This is a genomic window from Paracoccus contaminans (assembly GCF_002105555.1).
Lineage (GTDB): Bacteria > Pseudomonadota > Alphaproteobacteria > Rhodobacterales > Rhodobacteraceae > Paracoccus > Paracoccus contaminans.
Map to the genome: position 1 here is coordinate 1,912,889 of NZ_CP020612.1, position 14,345 is coordinate 1,927,233.

The 14,345-nt window shown below is 67.7% G+C and carries 11 protein-coding genes and 1 tRNA gene; 5 read left to right on the forward strand and 7 right to left on the reverse strand.

Annotated features, from left to right (window positions below):
* Positions 1-149: 149 nt before the first annotated feature.
* The 7 genes from cas7c to tldD form a co-directional block, all read right to left on the reverse strand.
* The gene (gene cas7c, locus B0A89_RS09030; protein WP_085377862.1) at positions 150-1,061 is read right to left on the reverse strand and encodes a type I-C CRISPR-associated protein Cas7/Csd2; all 912 of its coding nucleotides are present in this window, start codon (positions 1,059-1,061) and stop codon (positions 150-152) included.
* A complete protein-coding gene (gene cas8c / locus B0A89_RS09035) occupies positions 1,058-2,926 on the reverse strand; it encodes a type I-C CRISPR-associated protein Cas8c/Csd1 (RefSeq protein ID WP_085377863.1) in 1,869 nt (622 codons plus the stop codon). Before cas8c ends, cas7c begins: the two co-directional genes overlap by 4 nt.
* On the reverse strand, positions 2,923-3,561 hold the full coding sequence (gene cas5c / locus B0A89_RS09040; RefSeq protein WP_240558482.1) for a type I-C CRISPR-associated protein Cas5c: 639 nt from the start codon (positions 3,559-3,561) through the stop codon (positions 2,923-2,925). Before cas5c ends, cas8c begins: the two co-directional genes overlap by 4 nt.
* Positions 3,562-3,922: 361 nt before the next feature.
* A complete protein-coding gene (locus B0A89_RS09045) occupies positions 3,923-6,157 on the reverse strand; it encodes a CRISPR-associated endonuclease Cas3'' (RefSeq protein ID WP_240558484.1) in 2,235 nt (744 codons plus the stop codon).
* Positions 6,158-7,129: 972 nt separating this feature from the next.
* Positions 7,130-7,206, reverse strand: a tRNA-Pro gene (locus B0A89_RS09050).
* 412 nt (positions 7,207-7,618) lie between these two features.
* Positions 7,619-9,019, reverse strand: a complete 1,401-nt coding sequence (gene dprA / locus B0A89_RS15390) for a DNA-processing protein DprA (protein ID WP_338045725.1) — start codon at positions 9,017-9,019, stop codon at positions 7,619-7,621.
* An 87-nt stretch (positions 9,020-9,106) separates the two neighbouring features.
* Positions 9,107-10,525 carry a metalloprotease TldD gene (gene tldD, locus B0A89_RS09065; protein ID WP_085377866.1) on the reverse strand — a complete coding sequence of 473 codons (1,419 nt, stop codon included), beginning with the start codon at positions 10,523-10,525 and terminating at the stop codon, positions 9,107-9,109.
* A 151-nt stretch (positions 10,526-10,676) separates the two neighbouring features.
* Here tldD and coxB point away from each other — a divergent pair, with 151 nt between their 5' ends.
* Genes coxB through B0A89_RS09090 form a run of 5 tightly spaced genes read left to right on the forward strand, consistent with a single transcriptional unit; the run spans position 10,677 to position 14,284 of the window.
* Positions 10,677-11,576, forward strand: coding sequence for a cytochrome c oxidase subunit II (gene coxB / locus B0A89_RS09070; RefSeq protein WP_420814379.1), 900 nt, complete (start codon positions 10,677-10,679; stop codon positions 11,574-11,576).
* Between the two features lie 20 nt (positions 11,577-11,596).
* Positions 11,597-12,544, forward strand: coding sequence for a heme o synthase (cyoE, locus tag B0A89_RS09075; RefSeq protein WP_085377867.1), 948 nt, complete (start codon positions 11,597-11,599; stop codon positions 12,542-12,544).
* Positions 12,544-12,840 carry a hypothetical protein gene (locus B0A89_RS09080; RefSeq protein ID WP_085377868.1) on the forward strand — a complete coding sequence of 99 codons (297 nt, stop codon included), beginning with the start codon at positions 12,544-12,546 and terminating at the stop codon, positions 12,838-12,840. The genes cyoE and B0A89_RS09080 overlap by 1 nt, the downstream gene beginning before the upstream one ends.
* On the forward strand, positions 12,837-13,436 hold the full coding sequence (locus B0A89_RS09085; RefSeq protein ID WP_085377869.1) for a cytochrome c oxidase assembly protein: 600 nt from the start codon (positions 12,837-12,839) through the stop codon (positions 13,434-13,436). Before B0A89_RS09080 ends, B0A89_RS09085 begins: the two co-directional genes overlap by 4 nt.
* A 29-nt stretch (positions 13,437-13,465) precedes the next feature.
* Positions 13,466-14,284 carry a cytochrome c oxidase subunit 3 gene (locus B0A89_RS09090; RefSeq protein ID WP_085377870.1) on the forward strand — a complete coding sequence of 273 codons (819 nt, stop codon included), beginning with the start codon at positions 13,466-13,468 and terminating at the stop codon, positions 14,282-14,284.
* Positions 14,285-14,345: the final 61 nt, after the last annotated feature.

Here is a 14,345-nt window from a genome sequence, read left to right on the forward strand (position 1 = left end):
ACGTTGCAGCGTGTCCGGTTTTTTTAGTTCCGCCCACTCCACCTACTACGGCGCCGTAGATGGTGCACATACTAAGAAGATCTTCGCCGTTTGCCTCGTGTCGACTATCCATTTCCGTGGGGTACGTCGACGTTCCGCGCGACTGATGCTTAGACCAGGTCGAGGATCTCGACGCCCTCGGGCAGGCCGTCGCGGTCGATCTGGATCATATAGTCCCCGTATTTGCGGGCCGGCGGCAGGTTCCCCAGCCCGCGGTCGTCCAGCGGCCTGAACTCGCCATCGACGTTGCGGCCGATGCGCACCCGCTCGAACAGCGCATGCGCGGGCGCGTTCCCCAGCACGTTGGCGTGGCGGAAGACGATCAGACGGCGGGTCGTCATCTCGCCCCGCGCGGCCGAGCGGTCATGTTCGAACATGTTCGCCAGCGCCTCGAACAGCAGGTCGAGGTCTGGTTGCGAGAAGCCGGTGCCTCGGGTCGAGTCTCCGGCAAGGCTGGCCGACACGAAGCCGTGGCAGCGATAAAGCCCATAGGGGACGATGTATTTGCGGCCCATCGTCCGCTCCTTGGCGGCGTCGCGTTCGTTCGTGACCGAGGATCGCGTGATCGTCACCTCCTGCGGCAGGATCGGCTCGACCGATTCCCCAAAAGACAGCTGAACCGGGCCGCGGACCTGACCGGCGTTGACCTCGGTCGTCATCACCGCGCCAAAGGTGCGGATGTCATAGAAATTGTCGCACATCCAGCGGGTGATCCGGCGCCCTTCCTCCTCCCTGGGCAGCTTCTTGGGATCGGACTTCATCCCCAGGGCGGAATAGGCCTCGCCGTGGGTGGTGTTCAGGACGGCCTTGTCGCGCATGTAGATCCGGAACGGCGGCGCGCCCGCGTGGCGCATTTCGACATAGTTGCGCACCTTCCGTTTCAGCGCGACATCCGTGATCAGGCCCTTCTGGGTCTCGGTGTCGATGCGGGGCATGTTGCCGTTGTCGGGATCGCCGTTCGGATTGCCGTTGGTAACGTCGAACAGGAAGACGAAGTCGTGGCGGCCGGTGATCTGGGTCATTCGTCTTGCTCCTGAAGTGTGGTGTCGGGGTCGGACCCGTGTCCAGGTTCGGCCGCATCGCGGCGCGCATAGCGTTCCTGATAGTATCCGATCAGGAACAGCCCCTGATCCTCGGCCGAATGCTGGGCGGGCAGGCCCTCGGCGAAACTGGCCCACAACGCGCCGATCTCGCGGCCCAGACCGGCCGCGACCCGGCGTGCATGGTCCGCGTCCTTGATCCAGCGGGCGTCGGAATGACCGTTGCGCAACCGCTTGAGATGATGGTTTTCTGCGGCGATACACAGCGCCGGGAACACCCTTCCCGGTGTCGCCGCGGCCGCGCCCAGGAACTTGTCCTTGACGGTGGAATTGATGCCGTCCCCCAGCGCCGCCATCTGCGCCTTTTCGAACAGGGCGAACAACCGGCCCAGTCGGCGGGCCACATTCGGATCGTCTGGATCGGCGCACATGAGATAATCCCCCTGTTCGGTGCCGTCGGCGCGGCGCGGCAGGCGGCCGTCCAGGCGCATGTCACGGACGATCAGCCCCTTGATGAGCGCAAGTCGGATCGGGTCCAGCACCTGGTCGCTGCGGATGCGCAGCACCAGCAGGGCCAGAAGCGCCCTTGGAAACCGTCCACCCGTGATGATGGCGCGCAGCAGCTCGCCCGCAAGCAGGCGGGACACCCGCTCGCCGTCGTAACGGACGGTCCCGTTGTGAAGCTCGGCCGGCGCGGTCCGCAGCGTGGCGGCGCGGATCGAGACCGGCCGCCGCTGCGGCGCCGGTTCAATCGCCACGTCCTGCGAATATGCGGCGTAATGCTGCGCGAGTGTCCCGAAGCTGCCCTCCCAGTAGAAGCGCAGCGACACGCGGGCCGCGTTGGGTGCCAGGCCGGCGATGAAGAAGCGCACGCCTTCCGCAAGCTGGGGCGCGACCTCGCGCAAGGGCCGGCCCGCGGCGATGGCGCGCAGTTTGTCCTGGATCTTTCGCTCGGCCATGTCCTCGGCGGTGCCGGCCTTGCTCGGCTCGCCGAACATGGCGCCACCCCAGAACTCTGCCTCCTCCGCCACCTCGGCGTCGCTGCAATCCGCCCAGAAGACCGTCGAGGCGTCCCCGATCTGAACGCGGTGGCCGCTGCCCGTCGTCAGATAGCGGTTGAGCACCGTGGTATAGGCGAAGGCTGCGGCCTGCGAGACGGGGGCATTGTCGCCGCTTTCGTGACCGTAGGACTCATAGGCCTCGGCGTTGAAGGACACGAGGCTGGCCCCCGCGGACTGCGCGCCCCAGACCCCCTTGATCTTGGGGTGCAGATCGGCAATCGGCGCCATGTCTCCGCTGACGAGGCAGGCGCCCTGACGACCCTGCCTTTCGCCTCCGATCCGCTGCCAGATCGCCTTTGCCGCCTGCCTGTCGTGGATGAAGCCCGCGCGATGCTGCCCGGCCAGCGCGAACACCGCATTCTGATCGACCAGATCCTGATCCCAGTCCGGCGGTCCGAACCGGTCGGGCGTCCACGTCCGCAGGAAAGCAAGGAAGGCACGCAGGCCGGCATCGTCGGCATCGGCCAGCCATCTTTCGTGGTCTGCCACGAAAAGGGCGTGTTCCTCTTGCGCGCGGGACGCGTTTCCGGCCGTCACCCCAAGGCAATAGGCAGTCTTGTCCCAGAGAAAGCAGGCCTTTTTGCCACTGGTCCTGATCGGCGGCTGCGGCACCAGCAGCACCCGCGGGCTGCGCTTCTTGTCATCCCCGCGCAGGTCCGCCACCCCGGCCACCGACCCGTCCGGGTTCAGCAGCACGCAAAAGCCGATCTTCTCGGCCGAATAGCCATAGGGCGGCGCGTCGGGCAGGCGGTCATAGGCGCGGACCAGCGAGGCGAGCAGGCTCATCCGCGGATATCCGGGCTGCCGGGGGCGGGCACGTCCAGCACGCCATCGCGCAGCGTGGCGCGGAAGAACAGCGACGGGCGCCCCGGCGCGGCATGGTCGATGTCCCACAGCACGAAGCCGAGGTCGCGGGGCGTGCCGAAGCCGTGCTCGACGGTCAGGGTGTCGGGATCGCGTTCGGGCAACGGCGCGCCCGGCGGGATCAGGGCGAAATGCGCCGCGAACTCGCGCGTGCCCAGGCAGGGCTGGTGAAAACACTGCCCCCGAGCGGCGCGCCGGTTGAACAGGTCAAGGTGCTTGCCCTCGTTGTCCTCGGCCCCGGCGCGGGGCGTCAGATCGAAATGCGCCTCGATGACATAGGACGGCGCGACCAGCACGCTCGAGGCGCGCTGCTGGCGGTCCTCGTCCACCAGTAACTGCACACCCCCCAGGTCGCCGCGGTGCATCGCCCGCCTGGCGAGGGTGGCCGAGGCCTTGCTGCCGACTTCGTTGCGGCGGATCGACTGAAAGCGGATCGGGTGCAGCACATGGATGCGGTCGATCGCCCAGCGGATCGCCGGCTTCCAGTGGATCGCCTCGAGAATGCCGCGCGCGGCCGAGGGGGTCATGACGTCATAGGAGACGCGCTCGACTTTCATCTCGGGCCGGGTGAACAAGGCGTGCGTGCCCCACACGTGCAGCCTGATCCCGTATGCCATCCGATCCCTCCGCACTTCCACTTTAAGCGAGAGCTTCGCTTCCGCAAGATATTCATGGCCTCCCAACGATCTTGAAAGTTCATTTCAGTGTAAGCAAGCCTATGGCAGGTAAGGAGGTGAGATGATGCAGGTAACGCGGCGGAAGGTATTTGCCCTCATTGCAGGGTGCTTGGTGGCTCGCGTGCTTGAAGAGCCTCCATAGTCACGGCTCAGAATCGAGTCGCGGCCAGCCGCGTGGATTGAAACATTTCGGTGTAAGTCCTGAGGGCTAAAGGCGCCCCGCCCGCGCGGGACGCCGCTCTCAGATCAGGCACGCCTCGTTGGCGAGATACTCCGCATCTTCCCACCACAGCCCGCTGTCGGCGTGATACAGGGGCAGATCGTCCAGCACGCAGAACTGGTCGCCGCGCAGGGCGGGCGCGTGGAACGACGCATGGCCATTGCCGACCAGCAGGGCACGGGCCGTCGCGGGCACCTGCACGACATAGGGCTGCAAGGCACGGGCGATCTGACCCGAGCGGACGGCTTCGAACCCAAGCTTCTCCACCCACGCACGCGCCTCGTCATCGCCCGGCACGATGACCGGCAACATCGTCGTTTCGATTATGCGGAACGCCTCGGCCGTGCTGCGGAACCGGAAATTGGTGTCGGACGGCGTGGCGATCATGCTGGCCACCATCGGCTGGCCCAGCCTGTCGGGACCGGCTCCCCAATAGACCTCCTCGAACCAGTCGCGGATCGCGGCCGGGTCCAGCAAATCGGCATGGCGCGCGGCGATCCGCCGCACGACCTTGGACAGCGTGTCGATCTCGCGCGGGATCGGCCGGTCCGGGGCGCGGAACACGGTCAGCGTGCTGTCCTCGACCGGCCGCTTTCCGTTGCGGTTCACCCGGCCGGCGGCCTGCACGATCGAATCCAGCCCGGCCTCGGCCCGCCAGCCTTTCGGGAAATCCAGGTCCACGCCCGCCTCGATCAGGCTGGTCGCGATCAGGCGGCAGGGGGACCCGTCCGCCAGCCGCCGGGTGATCTCGGCGATAATCGCCCGCCGGTGCGCCGGGTATTGCCGGGTGGTCAGGTGGATCACCCCCTCCAGCCCCGACCTGCGGGCGGCGCGGTAAAGGTCCAGCGCATGGGCGCGGCTGTTCACGATGACAAAGCCCTGCGGCGTCGCCGCCAGCCCGGCCAGCAGCGCGTCGTCGTCCATCTCGCCGCCCTGCACGATCCGCGCCCGGCGCAGCCGCGCGGCCAGCGCGTCAGGGTCGGGCGCCAGTTCGCGCCCCTGCAGCGCCAGCCCGCCGGGGCCAAGCTGGCGGCTGTCGAAGGCGGGCTGTGTCGCCGTGCACAGCACCACCGAACAGCGGTAGTGCGCGCAAAGCGTGTCGAGCATCCGCAGCACCGGCAGGAGCAGCTCGCGCGGCAGGGTCTGCGCCTCGTCCAGCACGATCACCGAGCCCGCGATGTTGTGCAGCTTGCGGCAGCGTGCGGGGCGGGCGGCGAACAGGCTCTCGAAGAACTGGACGTTCGTGGTGACGACCAGCGGCGCAGCCCAGTCCTCCATCGCGAGATGCCGCTTCTCGCGGTCCCCCTTCTCGAGGCGCTCCTCCTCGATGGCCGAGTGGTGTTCCAGCACCCCGTCGCCCAGCAGGTCGCCAAAGATCTTTGCCGTCTGGTCGATGATCGAGGTATAGGGGATGGCATAGATGATCCGCCGGTGCCCATGCCGCGCGGCATGGTCCAGCGCAAAGCCCAGCGAGGCCAGCGTCTTGCCGCCGCCGGTCGGCACGGTCAGCGTGAACAGCCCCGGCGCCATCCCGGCCGCGCCGCGCACGTGGCCCAGGATGTCGGCCCGCAAGCGGTTGAGGTCGCTGTCTGCGGCGAAACCGGCCATATGCGCGTCGAACCGGGCGCGCCAGTCGGGCAGCCGCGCCGCCAGCGTCGGCCAATCGCGGTCGTGGACCAGACCGTCGAGGCGCGCATAGAAGCGTTCCGTGTCGCGGAAATCGGCATCGACGAGGCAGGAAAAGATCATCCGCGCCGCGACCGACAGATCGAACCCTGCCGTTCCTGGCCGCATTAGCGCGCGCAACTCGTGCCCGGCCGGGGTCAGATCGACGGTGGTGGCCTCGGAAATCCCGGCAGGAACCCGATCGACGAACTGCTCCAGCCGGCGCGCAAGGCTGCCCTCGGCCCCGAGACGGTCAGGCAGCCCGGCATGGTGGCCAAGGATCGCATAGGCCAGCACCTCGGCCACCAGGCGCATCGCGGGCGGCGCATGGGCCAGCAGGAATGCCCCGCCCGCGGTCGAATGCTCGACGCGGACGTTTTCACCGTTCAGCACGCGGTCGAAGCGAGGATCGTATTTGCCGAAATCATGGAAGCGGCCAGCCAGCGCCGCCGCAGCGCCCAGGCCGATAAACTGCGCACGCTCTGCCGACAAGGCAGCCGTTGCCTCCAGATGGTCCGGCAGTTCCTGCCAGTCCGATCTGTCGGCAGAACGGCCGGAATGGGCGTAATAATGCTTGGTCACTCCGGACACGTCTCAACTTTCCGCACGTCAGGATCCCAGCTTATTTATCTCGGTTTACTGTATATCCCCAGCCTACAGACGCACATCAGTTCGCAAAGCGCCTTCGCAATGACGCGCTGGAAGGCAAGACCCGCTCGCCGCGCGGTCAGATTGAATTCCGAGAGCGAAGCCGTATTTGACAAGGCACAGTGCGGCCGTCGACTTATCGAGGACGAAACGCAGCGTTGATAACCCGCTGCACGGTATCTGAACCGTCAATCTGAAAGGATGACGATGGGCAACATAACGATTCGCAACCTGTCGGCTGAGGTTCATGATCACCTCCGCCAGAAGGCCAACAGCAACGTCGCAGCGTGGAGGCCGAGGTTCCTTCGATCCTGATCGGATCATACGTCGCCAAGCACACCGGCGGCTTCGGACAGAAACTGCGGGCACGGTTCGCAGATCACGGGCTCATCGGCGATGATCTGTCCATCAAGCGCGCCCCGGCTCCTGGGAAAGGAGCAGACCTTTCATAATTGTGCTCGACTCGGACGTGTTGTCGGACGCGCAGAAGCGGCCTTCGACACAACCTGTCGTCCTGCTACGCAAGAACGCCGAACGCTGGAAGGCAGCGATCGCCCGCGCGGTCGCACGGACCTAAGCACTGCGACGGTCGAAATAACTAGGTTGTTCCTCTAGCGAGGACAGAGCGGAAACCACGTCCGAAGCCGCGTCGAAACGAAGCTGAACTGCGTGAAACTGGTGGCCTAGCGGCCCATGGCGCGCGTCTTCGAACGTAAAGCCGCTGAACTCCAAGTCCGCATCGCTGCCTGAAAGGGCTACACCGGAACTCAGCAGGTGCGGCACGTAAGCTTTGGGACCATTGCGTCCGAGGGATGAGGAGCCTCGCCTTTTACCTAACTTGTCCAACCAGCGCCCCTCAAGGGACAACTTCAACGACAAAAAAAACAAATTACCTGAAATCGACAATCGGGAAAATGGTCGGAGCGAGAGGATTCGAACCTCCGACCCCCTGCTCCCGAAGCAGGTGCGCTACCAGGCTGCGCTACGCTCCGACCGTGCGGGGCAGGTAGCGGGTGGCGTCGGGGAATGCAAGGGCTTCATGCGGCAGCAAGCTTGGGCCTGGGCCTGGGCCGGGGCTTGGGCCGGGGCTGCGGCAGGTCCTGCCTTTGCCTTTGCCTTTGCCGCTACCGCTACCGCTACCGCTACCGCTACCGCTGCCGCTGCCGCTGCCGGGTCAGGCCTGGTCCGGCTACCCGGGGGCACAAGGCCCGAGGCGTGCGGCCCGCTGGATGGAGCGCGGCGTCCTTGCAGGAACGCGGCAGGTCCGGTCCGATTGCGCCAGAGCCGTCTGTTGGCAGGGCACGCGCAGGTCTGTCCACTCCGCTTTCATGCGGCGATCAGAATGATCCCGCGGGGAACTGCCCGACGAATCTGCCCGTGCCGCGTCTGTCCGGCGCGGGGCCTTCAGACGCATAGGGCGATCCGGCCGCCGGGCATGCGGATGATGCGCCCATCCAGTTCAAGGTTCAGAAGGACAGGGGCAATCATCGCGGCCGAGACGCCCAGATCGCGGATGAGCTGGTTTTCCTCGGTCGGTGAGGGGCCAAGAAGAGCGAGGAGGCGGCCTTCAAGCGGCAAACCAGCCGAGCAGGCTGGAGGCGCGCAGGCGACAGGCTGCGCCGGCGCGCCGGGGCGGCGGGCGGCGGGCGCGGCGACAGGCGAAGGGCGTGCGTTATCCCCGGGCGGGATGGGCCGGCGGGCCAGCCCTGCGCCCGACTGCGCGCCGGCCGGCCCCCCGCGCAGCGCCGTGGCCGCGGCTGCGCCCGGACCGGCGCCCTGGCGCCCGGCGCTTGAACCCCTTGCCGCGGCGCCGCCTGCCTGATCCGCGTCCCTGTCCCTGTCCCTGTCCCTGTCCCTGTCCCTGTCCCTGTCCTCGCCGACGCGCCCGCGCCCCGGCGGGCCGGGGCGGGTGCCTGCCGCGTCCACCAGGCCGATTGCGGCCAGCACGTCCTCGGCGCTGCGGACCAGGATCGCGCCGTCGCGGATCAGGGCGTTGCAGCCCGAGGCGCGGGCGTCGATGGGATGACCGGGAACTGCCATCACCTCGCGCCCCTGTTCGGCGGCATAGCGCGCGGTGATCAGCGTACCCGAGCGGTGCGCCGCCTCGACCACCACGACGCCCGCGCACAGCCCCGACACGATGCGGTTGCGGGCCGGAAAGTGGCGCGCCACCGGGTCAAGCCCCGGCGGCTGCTCGGCCAGAAGGCAGCCTGCCCGGGCGATGCGGCCTGCTAGGTCGCGGTTTTCGGATGGATAGATCACATCGATGCCGCCCGCCATCACGGCGATGGTCCCGGCCTCGCAGCTTGCCTCATGGGCAGCGGTGTCGATGCCGCGCGCCAGCCCCGCTGCGACCGTCACCCCCGCTTCGGCCAGGGCGCGGGCAAGGCCCCGCGCCATCCGCAGCCCCAGCGACGAGGCATTGCGCGAGCCGATGACGGCGACCGCGGGCCGCGCCGCAACCCCGATGTCGCCCCGCACCCACAGCACCGGGGGCGCGTCGGGAATATGGGACAGCAGCACCGGATAGTCAGGCGAATCAAAGCGGACCAGCCGCGCCCCGGCGCGGGCGCCTGCCGAAAGCTCGGCCGCGGCCACGCCTTCGGGGCAGGGGGCATAGCTCTCGATCCCCGCGGCGGCGGCGATGGCGGGCAGGGCGTCCAGGGCCGCCGCCGCGCTGCCGTGATCGGCGATCAGCCGATGGAAGGTCGCCGGCCCGACCCGGCGAGAGCGGATGAGGCGAAGGACGGACAGGTCGTCTTCCTTCGCGGTGGGGGCCTGTGGGGGGAAATCGAAAGAAAACACGCGTTTTCCCCTGCCTGCTCGACGCCTCATCCAAGGGGGTCATCGCACGGGAAAGGTTAACAAACCGTTTCCGCCGCCGGAAAAGGCTCAGGCGGCCGAGCCGCCCACCGTCAGCCCGCCGATCATCAGCGTCGGCTGGCCCACGCCCACCGGAACCCACTGGCCCTGCTTGCCGCAGTTGCCGATGCCCGGATCCAGCGCAAGGTCGTTTCCGACGGCGCGGACATGCTGCAGCGCGGTGGCCCCGTCGCCGATCAGCGTGGCGCCGCGAATCGGCTCTTCGATCGCGCCGTTGCGGACGCGGTAAGCCTCGGTGCAGGAAAAGACGAACTTGCCGTTGGTGATGTCCACCTGCCCGCCGCCGAAACCGACCGCATAGATGCCGTCCCTCAGCCCCGCAAGGATGGCGGCAGGATCGTCGCTGCCGGGGTTCATCATGGTGTTGGTCATGCGCGGCATCGGCGCATGGGCATGGCTTTCGCGCCGCCCGTTTCCGGTGGGGGCCACGCCCATCAGCCGGGCGTTCTGGCGATCCTGCAGATAGCCGACCAGGATGCCGTCCTCGATCAGCACGTTGCGGGCCGAGGGCGTGCCTTCGTCATCGACGGTGATCGAGCCGCGGCGGCCGGGCAGGGTGCCGTCGTCCACGACGCTGACGCCGGGCGCCGCGACGCGCCGGCCCATCAGCCCCGAAAAGGCCGAGGCGCCCTTGCGGTTGAAATCCCCCTCGAGCCCGTGGCCGACCGCCTCGTGCAGCAGGATGCCCGGCCATCCCGGCCCCAGCACCACGTCCATCACCCCGGCCGGGGCGGCAACGGATCGCAGGTTGACCTGCGCGATGCGCAGCGCCTCGCGCACCAGCCCCTGCCAGTGATCGGGTTGCAGCAAGGGGGCCAGCCCCGACCGCCCCCCGCCCCCGGCCGAGCCGGTTTCCCGCCGGGCGTTCGATTCGACGATGACCGAGACGTTCAGCCGCGCCATCGGGCGGATGTCGGTGACGATGGTCCCGTCGGGACGCAGGATCACCACCTCCTGCAGGGCGCTGGCGATCGAGGCCGTGACCTGCACCACGCGGGGGTCGAGATCGCGGGCGAAGGCATCAATCTGGCGCAGCTGGGCAACGCGGTCGGCAAAGGCGATGCCCTCGGCCGGGTCGGCGCCGGGATAAAGGCGCGGGCCGGGGCCGGCCGGCGAGGGGGCCATGACGCCCCCGCCGCTGCCCACGGCAAGCCGGGCCATCCCGGCGGCCTCGCGCAGCGCCTGGGGCGTGATCTCGGTCGAATGGGCAAAGCCGGTGACGGCCCCCCGCACGGCGCGCAGGCCGAATCCCTGCGTGGCGTCATAGCCCGCATTGCGCAGCCGGCCATCGTCGTAGACCAGCGTCTCGCTGCGGGCGCGTTCCAGGAAAAGCTCGCCATCATCCGCGCCTGCGACAGCGTCGCGCAGGATGGCCAGCGCCTGATCTGGATCGACCAGTTCCTCGAATGGTGAAAATCGTTCAATCATGGGTCAATCCGGGTTAAGGCTTTTCTTGCCCCGAGTCGATAGCGAGGCTTGCCGGGTGCGCGCAGATGTGGTTGTGACGAGCTGCCCGAGGGAATGGCCGCCTTTGCCGGCAGGATGCCCTCGCACAGGGACAATGAACGGGAATCGATCGATGGCAAACTGGGCAAGGGGCCGCGTGTCGGCGGCGCTGATGGCGGCGGGTCTGGTCGGGGGCAGCCTCGCCATGACCGGCGCGGCCGCCGCGCAGGATGTGCTGGGCAACCTGCCGGTGATCGGCAAGCCCGCGGCGGGCGGCATGAACTTTCAGCCGGCCTCGGCGCCGACGGCGCATGACCAGCAGTGGCTGGACCATTTCGTGCTGATCATCATCGCCTGCATCACGGCCTTCGTCTGCCTGCTGCTGCTGTGGTGCATCGTCCGGTTCAACCGCCGCGCCAATCCGGTGCCCGCGCGCTTCACCCACAACACCCCGGTCGAGGTGCTGTGGACGCTGGGTCCGGTGCTGATCCTGCTGACCATCGGGATCTTCTCGCTGCCGGCGCTGTTCCGGTCGCAGGAAATGCCCAGCGACCCCGACCTGGTCATCAAGGCGACGGGGCACCAGTGGTACTGGTCCTATGAATACCCCAATGACGGAGTGGCCTTCGATGCGCTGCTGCTGGAACGCGACCAGCTGGCCAATGCCGGCTATGCGCCCGACGAATACCTGCTGGCGACGGACAACCCCGTCGTGATCCCGGTGGGCAAGAAGGTGCTGCTGCAGGTGACCTCGGCCGACGTGATCCACTCCTGGGCGATGCCCTCCTTCGCCATCAAGCAGGACGGCGTGCCCGGCCGGATCGCGCAGGCATGGTTCCAGGCCGATCGCGAAGGCGTCTATTTCGGCCAGTGCTCGGAGCTGTGCGGCATCAACCACGCCTACATGCCCATCGTCGTCAAGGCCGTCAGCCAGGAAAAATACGACGCCTGGATGGCGCAGGCCAAGACCACGCTTGCCGCCGATGCCTCGGACGTGCTGCCCGCGCAGCCCGTCCGCCTGGCGGCGAACTGATCGGGGACCGAAGGGGCGCCGTGACCGACATCCGATCATATGACAGCCATCCCGCCGGGATCGGCGCGGCCGAGCCGCAGTTCGGCGACTATGTCGCCCTGCTCAAGCCGCGGGTGATGTCGCTGGTCGTGTTCACGGCCTTCGTGGGGCTGTTCACCGCGCCGGTCCGGGTCGATCCGGTGGTCGCCTTCTGCGCGGTGCTGTTCATCGCGCTGGGGGGCGGGGCCTCGGGCGCGCTGAACATGTGGTATGATGCCGACATCGATGCGGTGATGACGCGGACCCGCCGCCGGCCGATCCCCGCCGGCCGGGTTTCGGCGCAGGATGCGCTGGGGCTGGGGCTGTTCCTGTCGGGCCTGTCGGTGCTGATGCTGGGGCTGGCGGCCAACTGGTTTTCCGCGGCCTTCCTGGCCTTCACCATCTTCTTCTATGCCGTCATCTACACGATGTGGCTCAAGCGCACGACGCCGCAGAACATCGTCATCGGCGGCGCGGCCGGGGCGTTTCCGCCGATGATCGGCTGGGCCTGCGCCACGGGCGGCGTGTCGATCGAATCGCTGCTGATGTTCGCGCTCGTCTTTTTCTGGACCCCGCCGCATTTCTGGGCGCTCGCGCTGTTCATGAAGGAAGACTATCACAACGCCGGCGTGCCGATGCTGACGGTCACCCATGGGCGGCAGGCGACCCGCCGGCACATCTTTGCCTATTCGATCGTGCTGGCGGGCTTTGCGCTGTGGCTGGGGCTGACTACGATCGGCGGTCCGCTCTACATGGCGGTGGCGGTGGTGCTGAACGCGCTGTTCATCCGCGGCGGCTGGGTCATCCTGCGCCGGGATGAGGATGAGGCGCGCGCCGACGCCTATCGGGCGGAAAAGTCGTTCTTCCGTCTGTCGCTGATCTATCTGTTCGCGCATTTCGCGGCCCTGCTGGTCCAGTCGCTGATGCCCTTCGGCGCGGGGGGCTGGTGATGCCGCTGCGCGCCGAGACAGAGCTGCACCAGCGCCGGCGGGGGCGCAATGTGGGGCTGGCGCTGGTGCTGGCGGCCTTTGTGGCGCTGGTCTTCGGCCTGTCGATTTCCAAGATCCGGCAGGGCGATCTGATGCATGCCTATGACAACAGCCCGCGCAGGGCTGCGCTGCCCGTCGATCCGGCCGCCCCGGCGAATGCCGGCCGGCCTGCCGCCAATCCCGTGGCCGTGCCGGGCACGCCGGGCGCCGCGCTGCCCAATGCGCAAAGCGCCCCTGCCAGCAGGGGGACGCCATGACCGATCCGCGGGCAAGGCCGGGCGCGCGCGGCAACCGGCGCCTCGTCACCACGCTGCTGGCCGTGGTGGTGACGATGGGCGCGCTGGCCTGGGCGGCCGTGCCGTTCTATTCATGGTTCTGCCGCGTCACCGGCTTTGCCGGAACGACGCAGGTTGCGACGCGCGGGCCTGACCGGGTGCTGGACCAGACCGTGCGGGTGCGGTTCGACGCCAACGTGATGCCGGGGCTGGGCTGGACGTTCCGCCCGATGCAGCGCGAGATGCGCGTGCGCATCGGGGAAACCGCGATGGCCTTTTACGAGGCGGTGAACAATTCCGACCAGACCCTCACCGGGCAGGCGAGCTACAATGTCAGCCCCGACGCCGCCGGCTATTTCTTCGACAAGATCCAGTGCTTCTGCTTTACCGAGCAGACGCTGAAGCCGGGCGAGCGGGTCGAGATGCCGCTGACCTTCTTCGTCAGCCCGGATATGGTGAACGACCGTGACGCCGCGGGCATCCGCGACATCACGCTCAGCTATACCTTCTTCAGGCTGGACGGGCGCAGATCGGCCAGCGCCGATGCCGGCCCGTCCGCCAGAACCGCAACAAACTGAACCGACGACCTTCGGGGAGAGCCGCCGTCATGGCCCACACCAAGAACCACGATTATCACATCCTGCCGCCCTCGATCTGGCCCTTCATCAGTGCCATCGGCGCCTTCGTGATGCTGACCGGCGCCGTGTTCTGGATGAAGGGGATGAGCCATGCGGGCCTGCCCGCCTGGACGCAGTTCGCCATCGGCCTGCTGCTGGTGCTGTACACCATGTATGGCTGGTGGGCCGATGTCGCGCATGAGGGCAACACCGGCGATCATACCCCGGTGGTGCAGATCGGCCTGCGCTATGGCGTGATCCTGTTCATCATCTCCGAGGTGATGTTCTTCGCCGCCTGGTTCTGGGCCTTCTTCAAGAACGCGCTCTATCCCATGGGCGAGCTGAGCCCGATCAAGGACGGCATCTGGCCGCCGCAGGGCATCGAGACCTTCGATCCGTGGCATCTGCCGCTGATCAACACGCTGATCCTGCTGCTGTCGGGCGTCGCGGTGACCTGGGCGCACCATGCGCTGGTCCATGACAACGATCGCAAGACCGCGCTGCGCGGCACCGTCGTCGCGGTGATCCTGGGGATGTTCTTCACCGGCCTGCAGGCGCTGGAATACAGCCATGCCCAGTTCGGCCTGGCCGACACCGTCTATGGCGGCGTGTTCTTCATGGCGACCGGGTTCCACGGCTTTCACGTGATCGTCGGGACGATCTTCCTGGCCATCTGCGCGATCCGCTTTGCCCGCGGGAACATGGATGCCAAGCACCATATCGGATTCGAGGCAGCCGCCTGGTACTGGCACTTCGTGGACGTGGTGTGGCTGTTCCTGTTCTTCGCGATCTATATCTGGGGCCGGTGATCAACCGCCCACCCATGGCACCGCCGGCCGGGCGCAGGGCAACCCCCTGCGCCTTTCCGCC